Annotated in this window: 19 protein-coding genes; 8 read left to right on the top strand and 11 right to left on the bottom strand. The window is 42.4% G+C overall.

Going from position 1 to position 19679, the window contains the following annotated elements; genetic code table 11:
- The first annotated feature begins 100 nt into the window (after positions 1 to 100).
- Together BM176_RS08275 and BM176_RS08270 are read left to right on the top strand one after the other, a co-directional pair.
- Positions 101 to 736 (top strand): hypothetical protein, encoded by a 636-nt coding sequence (locus BM176_RS08275; protein ID WP_143097750.1) that lies wholly within the window; start codon positions 101 to 103, stop codon positions 734 to 736.
- A gap of 70 nt (positions 737 to 806) precedes the next feature.
- Positions 807 to 1349, top strand: coding sequence for a GNAT family N-acetyltransferase (locus tag BM176_RS08270; RefSeq protein ID WP_090101462.1), 543 nt, complete (start codon positions 807 to 809; stop codon positions 1347 to 1349).
- 157 nt (positions 1350 to 1506) lie between these two features.
- On the opposite strand, the gene BM176_RS08265 is transcribed toward BM176_RS08270, so the two are convergent.
- Positions 1507 to 2400 (bottom strand): hydroxypyruvate isomerase family protein, encoded by an 894-nt coding sequence (locus BM176_RS08265; RefSeq protein WP_090101461.1) that lies wholly within the window; start codon positions 2398 to 2400, stop codon positions 1507 to 1509.
- 301 nt (positions 2401 to 2701) lie between these two features.
- On the opposite strand from BM176_RS08265, the gene BM176_RS08260 reads away from it, so the two are divergent.
- Entirely contained in the window at positions 2702 to 3022 is a 321-nt protein-coding gene (locus tag BM176_RS08260; protein ID WP_090101460.1) for a hypothetical protein, read from the top strand.
- Between the two features lie 144 nt (positions 3023 to 3166).
- Here BM176_RS08260 and BM176_RS08255 read toward each other — a convergent pair whose 3' ends face one another.
- Positions 3167 to 6070 carry a TonB-dependent receptor gene (locus BM176_RS08255; RefSeq protein WP_090101459.1) on the bottom strand — a complete coding sequence of 968 codons (2904 nt, stop codon included), beginning with the start codon at positions 6068 to 6070 and terminating at the stop codon, positions 3167 to 3169.
- Between the two features lie 38 nt (positions 6071 to 6108).
- A complete protein-coding gene (locus BM176_RS08250) occupies positions 6109 to 6879 on the bottom strand; it encodes a GLPGLI family protein (RefSeq protein WP_090101458.1) in 771 nt (256 codons plus the stop codon).
- A gap of 166 nt (positions 6880 to 7045) precedes the next feature.
- Between BM176_RS08250 and BM176_RS08245 the strand changes: the two genes are divergently transcribed.
- The 5 genes from BM176_RS08245 to BM176_RS08225 all read left to right on the top strand — a co-directional run bounded on the left by BM176_RS08245 (position 7046) and on the right by BM176_RS08225 (position 12250).
- Complete coding sequence (locus tag BM176_RS08245; protein ID WP_090101457.1) at positions 7046 to 8458, top strand: sensor histidine kinase; 1413 nt, start codon at positions 7046 to 7048, stop codon at positions 8456 to 8458.
- Between the two features lie 12 nt (positions 8459 to 8470).
- The gene (locus tag BM176_RS08240; RefSeq protein ID WP_090101456.1) at positions 8471 to 9157 is read left to right on the top strand and encodes a response regulator transcription factor; all 687 of its coding nucleotides are present in this window, start codon (positions 8471 to 8473) and stop codon (positions 9155 to 9157) included.
- 15 nt (positions 9158 to 9172) lie between these two features.
- On the top strand, positions 9173 to 10201 hold the full coding sequence (gene pheS / locus BM176_RS08235; protein ID WP_090101454.1) for a phenylalanine--tRNA ligase subunit alpha: 1029 nt from the start codon (positions 9173 to 9175) through the stop codon (positions 10199 to 10201).
- Positions 10202 to 10328: 127 nt separating this feature from the next.
- Positions 10329 to 11189 (top strand): 3-hydroxyacyl-CoA dehydrogenase NAD-binding domain-containing protein, encoded by an 861-nt coding sequence (locus BM176_RS08230; RefSeq protein WP_090101453.1) that lies wholly within the window; start codon positions 10329 to 10331, stop codon positions 11187 to 11189.
- A 74-nt stretch (positions 11190 to 11263) separates the two neighbouring features.
- The gene (locus tag BM176_RS08225) at positions 11264 to 12250 is read left to right on the top strand and encodes an NAD-dependent epimerase/dehydratase family protein (RefSeq protein ID WP_090101452.1); all 987 of its coding nucleotides are present in this window, start codon (positions 11264 to 11266) and stop codon (positions 12248 to 12250) included.
- Here the strand turns inward: BM176_RS08225 and BM176_RS08220 are convergent.
- The 8 genes from BM176_RS08220 to BM176_RS08185 all read right to left on the bottom strand — a co-directional run bounded on the left by BM176_RS08220 (position 12239) and on the right by BM176_RS08185 (position 19667).
- Entirely contained in the window at positions 12239 to 12910 is a 672-nt protein-coding gene (locus BM176_RS08220) for a hypothetical protein (RefSeq protein ID WP_090101451.1), read from the bottom strand. The genes BM176_RS08225 and BM176_RS08220 overlap by 12 nt on opposite strands.
- A gap of 91 nt (positions 12911 to 13001) precedes the next feature.
- Entirely contained in the window at positions 13002 to 13946 is a 945-nt protein-coding gene (locus BM176_RS08215) for a UDP-3-O-(3-hydroxymyristoyl)glucosamine N-acyltransferase (RefSeq protein WP_090101450.1), read from the bottom strand.
- 516 nt (positions 13947 to 14462) lie between these two features.
- Complete coding sequence (gene hemN / locus BM176_RS08210) at positions 14463 to 15821, bottom strand: oxygen-independent coproporphyrinogen III oxidase (protein WP_090101449.1); 1359 nt, start codon at positions 15819 to 15821, stop codon at positions 14463 to 14465.
- Position 15822: 1 nt separating this feature from the next.
- The gene (locus BM176_RS08205) at positions 15823 to 16539 is read right to left on the bottom strand and encodes a sulfite exporter TauE/SafE family protein (RefSeq protein WP_090101448.1); all 717 of its coding nucleotides are present in this window, start codon (positions 16537 to 16539) and stop codon (positions 15823 to 15825) included.
- Between the two features lie 7 nt (positions 16540 to 16546).
- Positions 16547 to 16975 carry a FixH family protein gene (locus BM176_RS08200; protein ID WP_090101447.1) on the bottom strand — a complete coding sequence of 143 codons (429 nt, stop codon included), beginning with the start codon at positions 16973 to 16975 and terminating at the stop codon, positions 16547 to 16549.
- 11 nt (positions 16976 to 16986) lie between these two features.
- Complete coding sequence (ccoG, locus tag BM176_RS08195) at positions 16987 to 18375, bottom strand: cytochrome c oxidase accessory protein CcoG (protein WP_090101446.1); 1389 nt, start codon at positions 18373 to 18375, stop codon at positions 16987 to 16989.
- A gap of 22 nt (positions 18376 to 18397) precedes the next feature.
- Positions 18398 to 19474 carry a cbb3-type cytochrome c oxidase N-terminal domain-containing protein gene (locus BM176_RS08190; RefSeq protein WP_177230329.1) on the bottom strand — a complete coding sequence of 359 codons (1077 nt, stop codon included), beginning with the start codon at positions 19472 to 19474 and terminating at the stop codon, positions 18398 to 18400.
- Positions 19475 to 19493: 19 nt separating this feature from the next.
- Positions 19494 to 19667, bottom strand: coding sequence for a CcoQ/FixQ family Cbb3-type cytochrome c oxidase assembly chaperone (locus BM176_RS08185; protein ID WP_090101441.1), 174 nt, complete (start codon positions 19665 to 19667; stop codon positions 19494 to 19496).
- Positions 19668 to 19679: the final 12 nt, after the last annotated feature.

The following is a 19679-nucleotide window of genomic DNA, read 5'->3' as shown; positions in this document are numbered from 1 at the left end:
AACCCTATCAGGTTGATTATCAAAGAAATGTTAATTTCCTGTTACCTCATGTAACTCTTAAGTCCTTTCTCCGTCTAACAAATAGTTAAAAGGAGAGATTATGAAAAAGTCAGGGTTATTTATAATGGCTATCTGCCTGCTTTCTCTTGCAGCGTGTACAAGTACCAGGCTTACTTCGTCCTGGAAAACACCAGATGCTAAATTACAACGGGAACAAAAAATTATGGTTGTTGCCCTTGTTCCTAAACAGGAGCGGAAATTACGAGTGTTGATGGAAGACAATCTTGTATCAGAATTGCGAAAAGAAGGCTACAATGCAGTATCTGCATTTGCTACTTACGGCCCGGATGATGCACTGGGCAAAGGAGATGAAAAGGCAGCATTGAATAAATTCAGGAACAGCGAAGTTGCCCAGGTGATGACGGTTGCGCTGGTAGATAAGTCGCGCCAGAAAAGTTATACACCAGGGTATGGATATCCTTATCCGTATTATGGAGGCTTCAGCCCTTATTATTACAGAGGCTGGTACGGAGGGATGTATGGTGGTCCGGGATATTACCAGGTTAATGTGAAATACCAATGGGAAACCAATCTGTATGACCTGAATGAAAAGAAGCTGTTGTACAATGCAGAGATCAATTCTGTAGATCCGCCAACAGCCTACAGACAGGCTTACCTTTATGCCCGCGAGATTGTAAGGGATTTACAGAAACAACAGCTCATAGCAAAGAATTAGTATTTTATTAAATTTGAGGTTTGACCTTTGCAGTACATTGCTGTCTGTAAGTGTCAAACCTCAAATTTTTATGCTGGATCTACCTGTCAATGAAACAATTTCCCTCAGGCAATTACAACCTGAACATGCGCCTGCACTTTATAAGCAGATTGATACATCGCGAAAAACGCTGCGACGTTTTCTGCCCTGGGTAGATTATAATACCAATGAAGAACACTCCCTTCGTTTTATAGAAATGATGTTGCGGAAAGCGGAAGATCAGGATGCTATTGCAATGGGCATGTGGTATGAAAGCCAGTTATGTGGTGTAATAGATTTACATAGCTGGGATCATCTTTTGCAAAAGGCAGAAATCGGTTATTGGATAGCAGAGCCTTTCCAGGGAAAAGGAATTGTGGTTGCCTCTTGCAAAACACTGATCACATTTGCATTTGAATCTTTACGGCTTAATAAAATAGAGATTCATTTTGCCCTGCAGAATGAACGGAGTGCACAAATCCCCATCAGGCTTGGATTTGCTAAGGAGGGGATTCTGCGTCATAATGCCAAATTGCATGGGCAGTATGTTGATATGGTAATAATGGGAGTACTGAGGGAGGATTGGAAATACTAAATATATCCTTATTGGAAAGATCCTATGGACATTCCCAATAAGGATATATTGATGCTGTGAGGCAAATCCCCAGGAGGAAGATGGAGACGAATCCGTTTTACGCGATTCTCAGCGCCTTCAATTTACTTTTTCAGCCCTAAGGATCATATTATAGAAATTAAATATCACAGATCTCAACACCTTGTTTCAGAGAAGCCAGTTTATCCGCACGTTTAGGGACAAATTCTTGTGCCACAAAACCTTTGAAGCCGGTTTCATGGATGGCTTTCATAATGGCAGGATAGTATAATTCCTGTGTTTCGTCAATTTCATTACGCCCAGGTACGCCACCAGTGTGGTAATGGGCAAAGTACTGGTGATTATTACGGATAGTATGGATCACATCTCCTTCCATAATTTGCATATGGTAAATGTCATATAACAGCTTAAACCTGTCGGACCCAATCGCTTTACAAAGGTCTACTCCCCAGGAAGTGTGATCACACTGATAGTCAGGATGATTCACTTTACTGTTCAGCAGTTCCATTACGATGGTTACGTTTTTCTTTTCTGCATAATTCATGATGCGCTTTAATCCCCTGGCACTGTTTTCCAGTCCCAGTTGATCGTCGAGTCCTTCGCGGTTGCCGGAAAAGCAAATCAGATGCGGAAAGCCAGCTTTAGACGTTTCATCTATCAGGTACTGGTAATATGTTACCAACTGATCATGATGCTCCACACGATTCCATCCACGGGTTATTCCCCAGTCTTTATTAATAGAGGCCACCATGGCGCAGGTAAGATCATACTTTTTGGCTGTGGCAAAGTCTTTCGGGTCTAGGAGATCAATAGACTGGAGGCCTATCCGGTTGGCTGCCTTGCAAAGATCTTCCAGGGGAATGTCATTATAACACCAGGCACAGACTGAGTGATTGATCTGTCCTTTCAGCTTTTCTTCTACTGCGGTTTCATGGGCCATCACCCGGGTGGTTAGAGAGGCCAGTGACGTGGATGCAAATGCCATAGCAGCAGCTTTTTTAATCATATCACGGCGGGAATTTTCGTTCAACATGTTGATTAGTTTAATACTCTATACGTGAAACTACGCATTTTAATATTCCGTACATCCATACACTTAAATACTTCGTAACTTTATTGTAGGGACAACGTTTAATATATACAGTTACGCCTGCTTTAGGATTACGAATACACCGGAAAATAAATCAGCATTTCTTAAAAGCCTGTTATACAAACAATTACTTTAAAAACAGGCCGCCAACAACACTTCGTAAACCCCATCAACAGTTACAGTAATTGACTTTGGTAAGTTATTTGATAATATTATACTATAACATAAAAAGAGGAGGTTGAAAATGGAAAGAAAATTTACTCCTGCCTTGTGGGCTTGTATTTTAATGGATCTGTTAGGATGTGCCAGCTATACAGTTCCCGTTTTAGGCGAAGTCAGCGACATGATATGGGCGCCCATATCAGCAATAATATTCTATAGAATGTTTGGAGGTAGTGTAGGGGCTTTTGGAAGTGTGTTCAACTTTATGGAAGAACTGTTTCCAGGGCTTGATTTCATCCCAACGTTTACTATCAGTTGGGTAGTAAGAAAGGTTACACAGGGTATCAAAGAACGTAAAACACCGGCACAGAAAGTTCAGAGCTATAAAGTGGCTGGACTCTAATAAAATACTAAGGTTGTAAGGTTTCAAAGCTGAGGGTATGAAGGAAGGACGTACGCCACCACTTTTGTTATCCTTACAACTTTTCAAGTTATCATAAAAAAGGGGCGTATCAAAAAAAGGATACGCCCCTTTTTTATTTGGACCTTACCCCCGTGGCATTCCACCACCCGGAAAACCACCCCTCATACCCGGAGGCATGCCATTACGCATTCCCGGAGGGCCATCCCGGCGTTTTTCACTACCCCCGAACTTATTCAGGAAGTAAGTAAAACTCAGCATAAAATAACGTTGCAGTACCATATTCTGCACATCCTGAATATAGTTTTCTCCGGTATTCCGACTGATACTCACATTGCGGTTCAGGATATCATATCCGTATAATTTAATCAACCCTTGTTTCTTCTTGAATACACTTTTTGAAATAAAGGCATTCAACATAGTAACGTCTACATTGTAACCTGCAGCCCTACCCGCATTCAGAGTGTAGGTAAGATCACTGCCAATAATAAAACCGGCAGGTAGATTTACGTTATAATCAAATGCAAAAGAGTAATTGAAATAGTTGGTGTTATTACTCTTCTGTATATCATATCGCACACCGCTGTAATTAGCGCTGGCGGTAGTAGAAAAGTCGAAAAGTTCTTTATAGGTGTAGTTAAAACTGAATCCCTGGGTAACACCAAAGCTCTTAGTAAATGTTTTAATCGCAGAAGTAAAATCACTACCTGTAGAGCTGAAACTTACATCACGTCCGTAATTAAGAGAGGTGTTAATGTTTATTGAACTGTTCAGCTTTTTGAGCGGAATAGTGTTCACCATAAATCCATTCAGGTTAAATGCACCATTTGCATTCATAGGTTTCGTGTATTGTTTACCAGAAGTATCTGAACGGTTTGCGTTCACTATTTTATTAGTTGTTAAACTTGCATTCATATTTGCAAAGAACCCTTTGAAAGTGCTTCTGTTAAAAGCATTATATCCCATGCTTATATTGTGGGCGAAGGATGGTTTCAGATCCGGATTTCCCTGTTGTACATACAACGAGCTTGTGAGGTCCGGTAATGGTTGTAATTGTTGTACGGAGGGTTGTGTTGTACTACCATTATAGCGAAAACGAAAACGCCTCCCCTGTTCAAAGTTATAGTTAAACGATGCAGATGGATAAAAGTTTACCGTATGCTGATTGATATGCGTGTTCCTGCTTACGTTATCATTATTCAGGTTGCTGAACTGTACATTCATACCGAAAGTATAATCATACTTGAACTTTTGGGTGTGAATATTAATACCCGCTTGTTGTGTTTCAAATACGTTTTCAAAAATGTTACTTAAGCTATCATTCAGCTTATCGTATTTGCCAGATGCACTGTTATCATAAGTAAGATTACTGGATGAGCTGTAATTATTATTCCATGTATATGTGAGCTCGAGGAAACGTGTTTTAGAAAGGGGTTCTGTGTAAGTTAAACCGACACCGAAATTTCTTCCAACATTGTCTGCATCTGTTAACCGGTCGTATCCACTGGTATACGTCTCCTCTGTGCTGTCTATTGCCAGATGCGTATCTGAAGTCTTATAGTAATTTTTACGGGTTGTTGTGTTATAACCAAAGATAAAGTTTGTACTCAGTGTGCGACCTACCTTGTTAAACTTTTTCCTGAACAGTGCTGTGGTAGAAAAATTAGGAGATGTAGCATTGCTCCTGTTTACAGAAGAACCATCAATCGTTTTTACTTTATTAACATCCAGCGACTGATAATCGTTATTCTGATAGTTATTCCCTTTTGTATAACTGAACGTTGGCGTAATAATGAAAGAGTGAAGGGAATCTATCTGGTATTCCAATCTCATGTTCATTCGATTGTTTGTATTATCTGCAATCTGGCCCTGGTTCTGGTTATAGTAATAGATTGTGTCTGTGAGGAACGTTTGCTTGGCACTGAGCATTTGGGTTTGTGTACGGGTATCATTTACGAAATAACTGCCGTTCACTTTCAGCTTTGTACCAAAGTCTTCATTATAGTTTAAACCAGCATTCCAGTTGCGGGTAATCCCTGTATTGTTATTACCACCGAGGCTATTGATTGTACTGGCAGCACCACCACGCCCCCCTCCTCCACTACGGCCGCTTCCTCCGCCACCGCCACCGCTTCCGCCACCACTGTTGCCATTGCTATTAAAGTTGAATACATCCGAAAATGTATAACCGAGATTATTTACGTTATTACCACTTCCCAGAAATGATATCTGACGATTATCGCGAAAGCTATTCAGGCTTGCATTCGCAGCAAAACGTTCATCATCTCCATAGCCAGCAGAAGCTCTTCCAAACACACCTTTTTTCTTATCTTTTTTGATAGTGATATTGATTGCCTTTTCGATATTTCCATCGTCTATACCGGTAAATTGTGCCTGATCAGATTTACGATCTATCAACTGTATTTTATCGATGATATCTGCAGGCAGGTTCTTTGTCGCCAGTTTAGGATCATCACTGAAGAATGGTTTGCCATCTACCAAAACTCTTTTTACGGTTTCTCCCTGTGCCGTAATTACTCCATCCTTATCTACGGTTACGCCCGGTAGTTTCTTCAACAGATCTTCCACTACAGCATTCTCTCTTGTTTTGAAGGAGCCTGCATTAAACTCCAGAGTATCTTTTTTAACAACGATAGGAGGTACTTCCTGGATGATCTCCACTTCATTCAGTGTAATTCCATTGCCTTTCAGTTGAATCGTTCCCATGTCCACTACTGGTTGGGCAGCGGAGATAGTTACACTTTTGAAGACAGGTCTGTAACCCAGGAAAGTAATATATACTCGGTAGGCGCCGGGAGCGAGACCAGGAAATGAAAAGGCCCCTTTTTTATCAGTAAAATTAGTAGCAGCAAGAGACGAATCGCTGCCATGTAGTAATGCTATGGTAGCATCCGTTAACGGATGGGTAGCAGAAGAGTCGGTAAGTAGCCCTTTTATCTGTCCCTGTTGTGCTTTTGTTACAAACACAAACAGGAACAGTAATACAGTAATAAGGGTTATTCTTTTCATGTAAAAGGAATTAATAAGCGGGAGTAATTTAAGGTTAATTAATTCCTGTTGTTTTGCCGTTCACGAAATTTCTGCATTGCGTCACGACGCATCTCACGTAGTTGCTCTTCACTTACTTTTTCTGCGTTGGCAGGTAATGCGATATCTGTTGCAGCTACAGGCTTCAGGTCTACTTTCTTTGCGGAGAAGGAACGCCTGTCGCTTTCAGCAGAAAGCACTACGCCATTGCCTTCTGGTAACAATCCGTTAATAGGGCTGTAACTGAAAGGGAGCTCCTGTGTATACCATACAGTATATGTTTCATCACGTAAAGTTACTGTAGCCTTTTTGCAGGTATAGCCAGCCACTTTTTTCGTTTTATCTGTCAGCTTTACATCTTTAGGTGCTGCAAAGTCTTCTTCCGCAAAGAAAGTTTTGGTACTATCGTCTGGTTTGGTGAATACCTGGATATACTTTTTTGTTGTCAGATCAACATATGCCGGACCTCCGCCAAATCCGCCGCGCATGCGAGGTGGTCTGCCGTTACCTGCATCGCCGGGAGGAGGCCCTTGTGGAGGAGCCTGACCGTTACGACCACCAAAGTCAGGGCGTTCTGTTGCCAGCTTACCTTTACCTGCAGTGAAGTAAAAATGCTGAGAGAAAGTAATTATTTGTTCTTCAGCATCTCCATCAGTATTACCTCCGCGGGGAGCCATTTTTGCACTTACCTCATAGTCTATCACACCTGCGTTCTTGTCCTGTGCCTGTGTCGTGATGCCAGAAAAGGCTACCAGGGCTGCACTAAGGAGCGTCTTTGATAAATGGTTCATGTGTTTGAGTTTTTTTCTGATACAAAAGTCACTATTCGCTCTTCATTTGTTGGTTAAATAGCATTATTTACTGTTAATTACTGTTAAGGGGGTATCAAGGGTAAGCGTGGAAACCGATAGCTTTGCATTATTACCCGGTATGGGGAAAAAGTTAATAGCTTAAAATATGCGTCAACGGATTCGCAATATTCTGATACTTATGTGTGTATGCATACTCAGCATATACCTCTTCCAGGGATACTGGTTATACAATTCTTATCATATTCAGCTTGACCAATTCGGAAAAGACATCAACGAATCATTACGAACAGCAGTATTCAACAAGCAGTTTGCAGATGTTCGCCGGTATTTCAGACGGTATGGGCGTGAACGGGATTCAACAGGGGGGCTGCACGACATGCCTCCACCGGAGGAGGAGCGGGGACCAATGGATGTACGCAGAAGAATGTTAACAGATACGGGTACACGGAACGGTAATCAGGATGCTCCTAACCGAAAGTATGCAGATACTTTAGCCCGGCAGATCTCTGATTTTATTTTGCTGAATGATCTTTACGGGGATAGCATCAAGCTGATAAAACTGGACTCCGTTTATAGTTCAGAGCTTCACAGCCGGCAGATCACAACAGACTTTGAACTCGATACTTTTCATATTAGCTTTAACGGCCTTTCCCGCGAAGGATTCCGAGATAGCTTGCGTAGACGCAGTCCTTTAAAAACATCTAAAATCCCGTTTAATCCGGCCAGCAATCTTTTTGTGCAGGCTGTTTTCCAGTCGCCTTTGCAGTACATTCTGGCAAAGATGATGTGGACACTAATAGGCTCACTGTTATTGCTGGTGCTGGTCACCATCTGCTTTATTTACATGCTAAGAACGATATTAAAACAGAAAAAGTTATCTGAAATAAAGAACGACTTTATCAATAACATGACGCATGAGTTGAAAACACCTATTGCAACCGTATATGCAGCAGTGGAAGCAATGCAGAACTTCAACGCATTAAATGACCAGCGGAAAACTCAGAGTTACCTGGACATTTCCAAACAGGAATTGCAGCGCCTTTCAGACCTGGTAGAAAAGGTATTACATATTGCTGCCGAAGAGAATGAAGAGATAGAAATTTATCGCGAAGAAACAGATTTGAATGAGCTGATAGACAGTATTATCACGAATCATCAGCTGAAAACAAACGGGCCTGTGCAGTTCAGGTATGATAATTTCCTGGGAGATCAGCAGGTTTATGTTGACAAGACACATCTTTCCAATGCTCTTAGTAATCTGGTAGATAATGCGATTAAGTATTCGGGAGAACATCCGGTTGTAAATATCCGTTGTTCCATAGAAAACGGTAACTTAACCATTCGGGTAAAGGATAATGGGATCGGCATCCCAAAGATGTATCAGGAAAACATTTTTGATGCATTTTTCCGTGTACCTACCGGCAATCTACATAAGGTAAAAGGTTTTGGCCTGGGTCTCAGTTATGTAAAAAAGATCATCATGCTGCATGGTGGCACTATTACGGTAACAAGCGAACCGGAAAAAGGAAGTGAGTTTATTATACATATACCCCTTTAAAATTCAGAATCGATGTCTAAAGTATTGCTTATAGAAGACGAATGGCAGTTGGGCCAGATTGTGAAAGACAGCCTTGAGATGCGGGGGTTTGAAATGTTATATGCAGAGGATGGGAAGGAAGGTCTGAAATTATACCAGGAACATCATCCTGATGTTGTTGTGCTGGATATCATGATGCCAAATATGGATGGATTTTCGGTAACGACAGAGATCCGCAAAGAGGATAAACTTACCCCTATCATCTTTCTCACGGCTAAATCCCAGACTGCAGATGTGGTAAAAGGATTTGAACTGGGAGGTAATGATTACCTGAAGAAACCATTTAGTATGGATGAGTTGATTGTGCGGATCAAATCGTTGCTGCAGCGATATAACGATCAGCAGGGATCTTCTGATGCCAGTGCAGATGTTGTACAGATAGGCCAGTATATTTTTAACTATACAAAACAGACCCTTACCCGGAATAATAATACGGAATTCCTTTCCCACCGGGAGGCCGAAATATTGCGTCGCTTGTCCGACAACCGTAATCAGGTAATGGAACGGAAAACCATTCTGCTGGATTTGTGGGGAGATGACAGCTTTTTTAATGCCCGCAGTATGGATGTTTTCATCACCAAAATACGGCGTTACCTCAAAGAAGATCCCCGGATCCAGATAGTGAACATCAGGGGGGTTGGCTATAAGCTGATCTTTTAATTATCTTTGCCCCCTATGGAGCAGATAGAACAGCAAATAGCTGCATACAAACAGGAAATAATTTCCTTTGAACCGGCCACAGCAGCCGATCTGGAACAATACCGTATCCGGTTTCTCGGAACTAAGGGGATTGTAAAGGCCATGTTCGGGGAAATGAAGCAGGTGCCTAATGACCGCAAGAAAGAGTTTGGACAGGTGCTAAACAGCTTTAAGCAGCTGGCAGAAGAAAGATATGCGCAGTTTGAACACCTTAAAGACGATGCCGCCAGTACTACAGGCGATACCGACTTTACATTACCGGCAGAACCTCACCGCCTGGGTACCCGTCACCCAATCAGCATTGTAAGAAATAATATTATCGGCATATTTGAGCGCCTGGGTTTTGCTATTGCAGAAGGGCCTGAAATTGAAGATGACTGGCATAACTTTACTGCATTGAATCTACCGGAAAACCACCCGGCGCGCGATATGCAGGATACTTTCTACATCAGTCAGAATCCCGACTGGTTATTACGCACCCATACATCATCCGTTCAGGTAAGAACGATGGAACTGGGAAAGTTACCCATCCGTATTATCTGCCCCGGCCGTGTATACCGGAATGAAACTATTTCTGCCCGTGCACATTGCTTTTTCCACCAGGTAGAAGGATTGTATATAGATGAGAATGTTTCCTTCGCCGATCTGAAACAAACGCTTTATCACTTTGTTAAGGAGTTGTTTGGAGAGGATGTAAGAATCCGCTTCCGTCCTTCGTATTTCCCTTTCACAGAGCCTAGTGCGGAAATGGATATTTCCTGTATCATTTGTGGTGGTAAAGGTTGTTCCGTATGTAAGCACACTGGTTGGGTTGAGATTCTCGGTTGTGGTATGGTGCATCCCAAGGTGCTGGAGAACTGCGGAATTGACCCTGAAAAGTATACTGGGTTTGCATTTGGGATGGGAATAGAGCGTATCACAATGTTAAAATACCAGATCAAGGATCTTCGTCTGTTCTCAGAGAATGATACCAGGTTCCTGGAGCAGTTTGAGGGAGCAATCTAGACAGGCAAATTTGTTTATGAGATAGTTTTATCTCAGTAACCAGAAAATATTAAAGGGAAAAGGAGAACGGCGAAGGTGTTTATATCAGCGTCATTCTCCTTTTTCTTTTGTACACACCAAAACGAATATGATCAAAATTGACCAGATAAATACGATCGCCGTTTGTGGCGCAGGCACTATGGGGGCAGGCATCGCACAGGTAGCTGCTATGGCGGGTTACCGTACAGTACTTTTTGATCTTCAACAGGTGGTACTGGATAACTCAAAGCAGCAGATAATCAGGCAGCTGGAAACTGCGGTAGCAAAAGGGAAACTGGCGGTGGATCAGCAAACAGTTATACTGGAACGCATACAGTTCACCAATGATGTGAAAGATTGTGTAGCAGAATTGATCATTGAAGCCATTGTAGAGAAAATAACTGTCAAAACAGGATTGTTTAATGAGCTGGCCGCCATCAATAGTCATGAAACAATCTTTGCAACAAATACATCTTCCCTCGCGGTGTCGGCTATCGCAGCTGGCATCTTACATCCCGAGCGAGTAGCGGGCATGCACTTCTTTAACCCGGCACCAGTGATGAAGCTGGTGGAGATTGTGCAGGGGATACAAACATCTCTGCAGGTAGTTGAGTTGTTGTATGCGCTGTCATTAAAACTGGGTAAAACGCCGGTAAATGTAAAGGACACACCAGGGTTCATCGTGAACCGTGTAGCCCGCCACTATTATCTTGAAGCGATGAAGGTAGCTGAAGATGGTGTAGCTGATTATAAAGCAACTGACAGGTTGCTGGAGAGCGCCGGCTTTCGTATGGGGCCGTTTGCACTGATGGATCTGATAGGAAACGATGTGAACCTGGCAGTTACACAATCTCTGTACGATTCATTTGATAAAGCGCCGAGATTTACGCCTAACAGATTACAGATAGAACGGGTACAGCAGGGGGCATTAGGAAAGAAAAGCGGAAAGGGGTTTTATAATTACGGTTGAGGCATGATCATTTCAGCCACACATTGATAATTCATAATTATCTTTGGATTCTTATACAAAACGGGACTTAGGACATGATTTTAGTTACGGGAGGAACAGGATTTTTAGGGAGTCATTTATTACGGAAACTGGTGAATGATGGGGAACAGGTACGTGCATTGTTTCGTAAAAAAATTCCTTATCAGTTACAGGATATACAGGACAAGATTGAATGGGTAACCGGCGATATCCTGGATGTATGTGTGCTGGAAGATGTGATGGCTGGAGTAGATAAGGTATATCACTGCGCAGCGGTGGTTTCTTTTCATCCAGGGAATCATAATGAGATGATGAAGGTGAATGTGGAAGGTACCGCTAATGTGGTGAACATGGCAATTGATGCGGGTGTAAAGAAGCTGGTGCATGTGAGTTCTGTAGCTGCGCTGGGCCGTGCTAAAGCAAATGGTGTGATTGATGAGGAGAATGAATGGCAGGAAAGCAAGAACAATTCGCAGTATGCGGTGAGTAAATATCTGGCAGAAATGGAAGTATGGAGAGCAAATGCAGAGGGCCTTGCCACTGCGATTGTAAATCCTGCTATTATACTGGGAAGTGGTTTCTGGGACGATCCTTCCAGTATGCTTGTGAGGAATGCCTGGAAAGAATTTCCTTTTTATACAAATGGTGTTAATGGTTTTACAGATGTGAATGATGTGGCAGAAGTGATGATGCGTTTGATGGAAAGTGATATAAAGGGACAGCGATTTATTTTGTCTGCAGAGAACTACGGTTACCGTGAACTGTTTACTGAAATGGCCACACAGCTTGGTAAGAAGCCTCCTCATATTGCTGTGAAACCATGGTTAGCAGAAATTGTGTGGCGTGTTGAAGGTCTTAAAACAAAGTTCACGGGAAAGAAAGCGCTCCTGACAAAAGAGACAGCCCGGACAGCCCAGCTAAAAGTATATTATAACAACAGTAAGATCCAGTCTGCATTGCCCGGATTTACATTTACACCATTAAAGGCAACGATTGCCAGAATGTGCCGTGCATTCAAGGAACATCAGGTACTATCTCAATAGTAATGCGCCAATAGTAGCAGCCAGCACAGGTTGGAGGGTAACAGGAATTTCCGTACTCATCCATATACGGGGTTTTTCTCCCGGTATTACGGCCGCTATATCCTTGCGGCGGTAGTGAAATTCATAGCAGATATTCTCATAGGAATTCTTAGTTCCGAAGTCATTATGAGCCGTTATGCGGATCTCATCCTGGTCAGAGCGCAGGGTACCCAACGGTTTGTTTTCATTTAGCTCCAGGTAAGTTGCTTCTTTCAGAATCAGTTCCCAGCGTTTTAAAGGGTCATTTTTAGTACCGTTGATCTGTACATAGGAGAAAGGAGCCGTTGAAGGCATATTGTCCAGAAAAGAGGGTAAAGACCGGCTTGAAAAGGCAACATGAAGTGCCCTGAGTTCCTGCACCAGAATCCTTTCATCTTGTCCGGTTACTATAAAATTAAAGGGAGCCTGAGGGTCTTTGATAAAACTGACAGCTGCTGCATCTGCAATACCATTTTTACGGTCGGTTGTGGTATATGGCCCGTAAGTGATGGTTTTAGCTGTGAACCAACCATCGTTGATCTTTACCGGCCATTCCTGTGCGGGGGTATATAGTCCCTTCTGGGAATATCCGGCAGTACAACAGGCAATCAGGAGAAAAGAAGTAAGCAGGGTGCGGACCATATTGAATACTTAAAACTGAATGCAGGGCCGGCTAAAAAGATACCTCTTTCTGATAAACTGAAAGACTTCTGGACCGGCCCCACATCAGGAATTATTTTCCATTGAGTTTTTCCCACATCTCTGGAATGCGTTTAATCCAGGCCAGTTCTTTCTTCTTCACGCGGGCATCTTCTACAGGAGATCCGAAGTATATTTTACCAGCTTCCAGGTCGCCACCTACACCACTTTGTGCAAGTACTATCACACCCTTGTGTATGGTAAGATCTTTAGATACACCTACCTGTCCCCATAAAATTACGTTGTCTTCTATAATGGCTTTTCCGCCCACACCAACCTGACCGGCAAATAAACAATTGCGACCTATTACGGTACCATGACCTATATGGATCATGTTATCAAATTTAGTACCACGGCCGATGATGGTGTCTCCACTTACCCCTTTATCGATCGCGCATCCTGCACCTATTTCCACATCATCTTCAATAATTACGCGTCCGCAACTTTCCAGTTTATCATACATTACTTCCCTGTCTGCCCGTTTCTTAAAGTAGAAAGCATCTGCACCGATTACTGTTCCGGCATGAATAATTACGTTGTTACCGATGATCGTATTGTCGTAAATAGTTACGTTGGGATGTATAATACAATTGCTGCCTATGCGCACATGATTACCAATGAAAACATTAGGCTGTATGATGGTGTCTTCCCCTATCACAGCGGAATCGCTGATGGGTTTGGTGGCTGGTTCAAAGGGACGGAAGCGTTTAACAAGTTTCACATAAGCACTGAACGGATCAGGTAAAACGAGTAATGCTTTGCCCGGAGGACAATCAACTTTTTTATTTATGATAATAATAGTTGCTGCAGATTGCAGACAGGCGTTGTAATACTTTTCAAAGTCTACAAAGGAGATATCTCCAGGTTCAACTTTATGGATCTCATTAATGCCTGTAGCCATTAACTGGTCATTGCCAACCAGCTCTGCGCCTATGAATGCTGCTATTTCCGTTACCGCCAGCGGTGCGTTCAACTTCATGTAGTGTACTGTTTAGTGGTGTAAAGGTAGTAGAGAATCCGGAATAATTAATTGAAGGTTCTGGTTTGTTCTGAAGAAGAAATAAAGTAATCACTCGTTGTAGTAATGGTTGTTATCCACAATTTTTTTACTGGTGTGAATAAAAAAGTTTGCATTTTTTTTCTTTTGTGATGAAATTCTTTTTAATATTGTGTAGGGAATTTATGTTTCCTGTACTTACTAACCCATTCACATAACAAGAAAGTCTGATTGTAAACACGGTCAGACTTTTTTAATGCCCGTTAGAATCCTTTCCCCGCAAGAGTTTCCGCCAATTTGCTTTTTTATTATCACCTCTCATCATGCCTCCTATCTACACATTTTTATTTCCATATGAAGTAGAACGCAAAAATAGAGAAATCATCATTTTTGTAATCCGCTTCCGTTTTTGAAGTCCATTTTCTGGAAAAAGTTTTTCTCTTTTTGAATACTCTTGATTTTATAGGAACATAAAGCGGTAAGAATGAAGAGAATATACTAGATCGCATTACTGAAGAGTTGCGATTGTGGTAATTGTTGCCATAAGCGAGCATCAAATGCCATACAAATGTTCCGTATAAACGGACGCCCTTTCTCTGTTACAGAGACTTTCTTTGGATGTATAATCACAAGCCCGTCTTTTTCAAGTTCCTGTAAGCGCTGCAAGCCCTCTACAATAGCGTCACATTGGGTATCAGCCTTATTCCAGGTAGTTTCAAAACTACACATGAGTGCATGAATATGGCGCCGTAACAGGAGGTCTTCCTGGCTTAGTATATGACCACGTACTACTGGAAACTGTCCGCGATTCACCAATTGTTGCCAGGCAGCAATCTGTTTTTCATTTTGTGCATAGGCATACCAGCTATCCCCTATCGAAGAGGAACCTAATCCTATCATCACGGAGGTATGATGATCCGTATAACCCATAAAATTGCGGTGTAATGTTCCCCGGATAAAGGTTTCATAAAGCGGATCTTCCGGTAGGGCAAAATGATCCATTCCTATCTCTGTGTAACTGTTTGCTGCAAACATTGCTTTACCAAGATCATATAGCGCGCGCTTTTCTTCATCTTTCGGTAAGTCTGCTTCTGAATACCGGCGCTGTCCTACTCCTTTCACCCAGGGCACATGCGCATAACTGTAAAAGGAGATCCTGTCCGGCTGTAGCTGCATTACCTGATTAATGGTATCTGTTACACTTGCTGCTGTCTGCAACGGTAATCCGTATACAAGGTCAAAGTTGATGGAAGTATAACCGATTGCTCTTGCCTCATTCATCACATGTGCTACGGTTTCAAAAGGTTGAATACGGTTAATGATTTTCTGTACCCGGATATCAAAGTCCTGTATACCCAGACTCATACGTCGGAATCCCAGATCATACAATGTCTGCATATGAGCGGCAGTGGTATTATTCGGATGTCCTTCAAAGCTGAGGGAAGCGTCTTTTAATACATCTGCCTCCCGGAAAATACCGCTTACAAGCTGATGTAGATTTGCGGGTGTAAAAAATGTAGGAGTGCCACCACCAAGATGTAGCTCACGAATCTGCGGACGCTTTTCAAACAGCGCGAGATATAGCCGCCATTCTTTGAGAAGCGTGTCGATATAAGGTTCCTCCACAGCATGATTAACAGTAATGTACTTGTTGCATCCACAATAGGTACAAAGTTGTTCACAGTAAGGCAGATGAATATAAATGCTGATACCTTCTGTATCGTTCGATGCCCGGAATGATTGCTTTAATAGCTGTTGCCAGTTGTCCATCTCAAAACCGGCGTTATTCCAATAGGGAACAGTAGGATAACTCGTATAGCGGGGTGCCGCAACATTGTATTTTTGAATGAGGCTCATACTATGAAGATTTATAACAGTGTTCGATAATTTTTCCATGCTGGGGAGATAATGTAGGACTGATATAAGGGATTCCCAGATTTAACCCGCGCATAATCAGTAGTACTGCCATAAGGCCTACTGCGCATGGTATAAATTGGCGCAATCTGTTGCGCATGTTGAGAGTTATAACCTGGCTGCACCACGTAATAGTAACCATAGCAGGCAAGGTACCGGCTCCAAACGCACACATGAACAAAGCCCCCTGCCAGATACTGCCGGTGGCTATGGCTCCTGCTACAGCGAAATAAACCAGTCCGCAGGGAAGCATTCCATTGAAGAAACCAATGGAAAAGAGGGTGCGTAACTGTTGTTTACGGAGCAGTTTGCCCAGGATTATTTTAATATGGGTACCGTAGATACCTGTATTAAAATGGAACAGGGTATTGCGACCACCGTACTGTAGTATGATAACCAGCAACAATCCGCATCCCAGTGTAATGGATAACCATTGCTGTAGCCCCCCTATATAAAATTGTTTGCCGAGCCATCCGGAGGCAATACCTATTCCGCTGTATGCACTGATCCTTCCTGAATTGTACAGCAGAATCCCGGCCATCTTCCTGTTGCCATCCAGGTGTTGTACTGGTAACGTTAAAGCTATTGGCCCACACATACCAATACAATGAAAAGAGCCAATGAAGCCAAGTGTCAGTGCATAAAGAAATGTTAAAAGCATACTCAATTTAGTTTACCATCATTTCGTTTTCCTGAAAGTATTGTTTGCCGTTTGCCTGCCATTTCAACTGTATCCGGTAATTGCCTTTGTGCAAACGGTTTTTATCAATAATAAGCAAGCCTTTTTTCAGTGACAGGCTTACATCCTGCCTTGAGTCTGAAGCACGGTAGAAAAGTACATTCCCTGTAAGAGGAATATTCTGCATCTCTGATGGGAATGCCAGTGTGATCGTATGTTCTTCCTGGCTTATTGCAATGGGAGATGAGAGATTTAATGCCTGTTTCCGGCCATCTATCACCTGCTGATATTTCAGCTCTTCTCCGTAATAATCGGGTGTTACCAGGTCTAGCCTGGTATTCATACTTTTGGTGACCAGAGTAAGAATGCCGGCCGCGAAAAGGGTAAATACGATGATGATTTTATGTCCCCAGTTCATAGTGATGTGTTTTATTTTACAGGACCCAGGAAAGTGGTTTTGATGGATCCGGTTTTTTTATTGCCTGTATATAGTGCTATATGCAGGATAGTTTTACGGTCTTTGATGTTCTTGCGGGGCAGGACAACAAAGAAAGTTCCCTCTCCCTGATCTTCTGCCTTTACATGGATAACTGGCTGGCCTAAAAGATTTATTGAGCCTGGAGTGTCTTCCAGTTTTAGAGAGACCAGGATGTTGCCCGTTGTTTTATTTACCAGTTTAATGCGGTACAGATTCGTAATACTATCCATGCCTCTTTCCTGGTACAGCATGCCTGCAGTGCGCATTACAGCACCACTTACTGGTTGCCTGCTGATCAGCATCCAGGAAATAGCCGACAGTATGGTAATGAGTAACAGACTGTATACTTTATAACGGGTGCTGAAATGTAAAGGCTGTTTGTTGGCAATCCCGTTCTCTGAAGCATAACGGATGAGGTGTAGTGGACGGCCTGTTTTTTCCATCATGAAATTACAGGCATCAATACAGGCAGTGCAATTCACACATTCCAGCTGGGTACCATTACGAATATCTATTCCTGTAGGACACACTTTTACGCATTGTAAACAGTCTATACAATCTCCTCCTGAATGTTCTTCCTGTTTCTTAAAATGTCCTCTCGGTTCACCCCTTTCATAATCATATGCCACCACTAATGAATCTCTGTCTAACAATACTCCCTGCAAACGGCCATAAGGACAAATCACGGTGCATACCTGTTCTCTGAAGAAGGTAAATACGCCATAGAAAATGCCAGAGAAAATGAGCATGGTTGCCAGCCCCCCGGCATGTACAGATACTGGGCCCTTGATAATATGCATCAGGCTGTCAATGCCGATGATATACGCCAGGAAGGTGTTGGCAATTAGGAAGGATAAAACGTAGAACAGCACATGTTTAATTGTTTTCTTCCTGATCTTTTCGGTATTCCAGGGGGCTTTATTCAACAACTTCTGTGCGGCGGCATTTCCTTCTATCCAGTATTCTATTTTCCGGAAAAGCATTTCCATGAATACTGTTTGTGGACATGCCCATCCACAGAAGAGACGGCCAAAGGCCATTGTGAACAATACAATGAACAGGATAAAGGCTACCATTGCCAGTCCAAAGATGAAGAAATCCTGTGGCCAGAAGATGGCCCCAAAGAGAATGAACTTACCCTCTACTACATTCAGTAAAAACAAGGGCCGGCCATTTATTTTAATAAATGGGCCAACAAAAAACACAATGAAATACAGATAACTTAGAATACTCCTGGCATTATAATATTTACCCGAAGGTTTCTGTGCATAGATCCAATTGCGTTTCCCCTGTTTATCAACAGTGGCTATACTATCTCTGAACGATTCTGTTTCTTCCATCACAAATACTTTTTAACTAAGATCATTGTTCAAGTATTCCTTGTTTTTCTTTTGGATTAGGAGGGTTAGAACCATGGATACTTTTGATGTAACTAGCCAGCTGGGCAAGCTGCCGTGGAGAGAAATCGTCTTTCCAGGACTTCATTCCTTTATCCGGCACGCCGTATTTGATGGTAGTAAATACATCACTGATCTTTCCGCCATGCAACCAGTAATCATCTGTCAGGTTTGGTCCTACTACTCCCTGCCCCTGAGGTCCATGACAGGGCGCACAACTGGCAGTGAATAATTTCTGTGCCGCCGCCAGCTCTGCCGGATCTGTTAACAACTTCACACTTTTCTCGTCGATGTTGTTAGCTGCATTCTTCAAATATTCGGCTTTCTCTTCTGAGGCTTCTTTTTCTGCGATTGCCAGTTCTTCCAGTTGGGATGGGGCTGAGTGAACTATCTGGAATCGCCACATATAGATCACAGCAAACACGATACTGCAATAAAAACCATATCTCCACCAGGGAGGTGTAGGGTTATTTAATTCGCGGATACCATCATAATCATGTCCCATATCCACGTCAGCTTCTGCTGTATCATCTACGCTTTGGGTATCGTTCAGTTTGTCGAACCAACTAACTGCCGGCTTACCAGGAACGATTGTCTTTACCGGTTTGATCCGTTTTTTACGCTCAATACCAACCAGAATCCGTAAGGTGAACAGCAAACTGATAATAATACTTATCTCCAACGCAATGACTGTAACCAACATGTAAAAGGATGTTTGGGACAAACCATTGATCGTATTGGAAATGGCTGTTTTTTTCATAGTTTCCTGGCCCATTACCTGAGTAGCGGCCAGTAGTATTAATACGGTTAATACTGTTTTTCCGGCCTTTTTCATTCTTTCGCGATAGATATCCATGGACGCTATTACAGCATTGCCCAGGATGGCAATGGCAATGAAGAGGCCTATTATCACAGTAAGCAGCACGATAGCCACAGGATTACTTAACTCAGAAGGAGGTTCAGGTCTGTCCTGCGCAGAAGCGGAAAGGCTGCTTAACAGGCAGAGCATAAATACAGATATATTGATTAGTTTCTTATTCATATTTGTTGCAGTTAGATTATTACGCTTCTTCTTCTCCATCCAGTGGGATATGACTGATATGATCTATCATGCTTTTATCTGCTTTAAGAGCCCAAATAGTGGCTACTGTAAAGAAGATGGTAAAGATTATCAGTGAGGACAACGGATATACGCTCACACCGGTAATTGTTTCCAGGTAGTTGACGAACTTCATAAGTAGTATAAT

The organism is Chitinophaga sp. CF118 (genome assembly GCF_900112615.1).
Lineage (GTDB): Bacteria > Bacteroidota > Bacteroidia > Chitinophagales > Chitinophagaceae > Chitinophaga.
This window is presented reverse-complemented; position numbering and strand designations above follow the sequence as displayed.

What these genes read in the sequence shown, in the direction of transcription:
- BM176_RS08215 (WP_090101450.1), bottom strand. Translation starts at nt 13,946, where the DNA reads ATGAAGTTGAACGCACCGCTGGCGGTAACGGAAATAGCAGCATTCATA.
- BM176_RS08260 (WP_090101460.1), top strand. Translation starts at nt 2,702, where the DNA reads ATGGAAAGAAAATTTACTCCTGCCTTGTGGGCTTGTATTTTAATGGAT.
- BM176_RS08200 (WP_090101447.1), bottom strand. Translation starts at nt 16,975, where the DNA reads ATGAACTGGGGACATAAAATCATCATCGTATTTACCCTTTTCGCGGCC.
- BM176_RS08205 (WP_090101448.1), bottom strand. Translation starts at nt 16,539, where the DNA reads ATGCTTTTAACATTTCTTTATGCACTGACACTTGGCTTCATTGGCTCT.
- BM176_RS08240 (WP_090101456.1), top strand. Translation starts at nt 8,471, where the DNA reads ATGTCTAAAGTATTGCTTATAGAAGACGAATGGCAGTTGGGCCAGATT.
- pheS (WP_090101454.1), top strand. Translation starts at nt 9,173, where the DNA reads ATGGAGCAGATAGAACAGCAAATAGCTGCATACAAACAGGAAATAATT.
- BM176_RS08270 (WP_090101462.1), top strand. Translation starts at nt 807, where the DNA reads ATGCTGGATCTACCTGTCAATGAAACAATTTCCCTCAGGCAATTACAA.
- BM176_RS08245 (WP_090101457.1), top strand. Translation starts at nt 7,046, where the DNA reads ATGCGTCAACGGATTCGCAATATTCTGATACTTATGTGTGTATGCATA.
- BM176_RS08250 (WP_090101458.1), bottom strand. Translation starts at nt 6,879, where the DNA reads ATGAACCATTTATCAAAGACGCTCCTTAGTGCAGCCCTGGTAGCCTTT.
- BM176_RS08185 (WP_090101441.1), bottom strand. Translation starts at nt 19,667, where the DNA reads ATGAAGTTCGTCAACTACCTGGAAACAATTACCGGTGTGAGCGTATAT.
- BM176_RS08190 (WP_177230329.1), bottom strand. Translation starts at nt 19,474, where the DNA reads ATGAATAAGAAACTAATCAATATATCTGTATTTATGCTCTGCCTGTTA.
- BM176_RS08230 (WP_090101453.1), top strand. Translation starts at nt 10,329, where the DNA reads ATGATCAAAATTGACCAGATAAATACGATCGCCGTTTGTGGCGCAGGC.
- BM176_RS08220 (WP_090101451.1), bottom strand. Translation starts at nt 12,910, where the DNA reads ATGGTCCGCACCCTGCTTACTTCTTTTCTCCTGATTGCCTGTTGTACT.
- BM176_RS08265 (WP_090101461.1), bottom strand. Translation starts at nt 2,400, where the DNA reads ATGTTGAACGAAAATTCCCGCCGTGATATGATTAAAAAAGCTGCTGCT.
- BM176_RS08225 (WP_090101452.1), top strand. Translation starts at nt 11,264, where the DNA reads ATGATTTTAGTTACGGGAGGAACAGGATTTTTAGGGAGTCATTTATTA.
- BM176_RS08275 (WP_143097750.1), top strand. Translation starts at nt 101, where the DNA reads ATGAAAAAGTCAGGGTTATTTATAATGGCTATCTGCCTGCTTTCTCTT.
- hemN (WP_090101449.1), bottom strand. Translation starts at nt 15,821, where the DNA reads ATGAGCCTCATTCAAAAATACAATGTTGCGGCACCCCGCTATACGAGT.
- BM176_RS08255 (WP_090101459.1), bottom strand. Translation starts at nt 6,070, where the DNA reads ATGAAAAGAATAACCCTTATTACTGTATTACTGTTCCTGTTTGTGTTT.
- ccoG (WP_090101446.1), bottom strand. Translation starts at nt 18,375, where the DNA reads ATGGAAGAAACAGAATCGTTCAGAGATAGTATAGCCACTGTTGATAAA.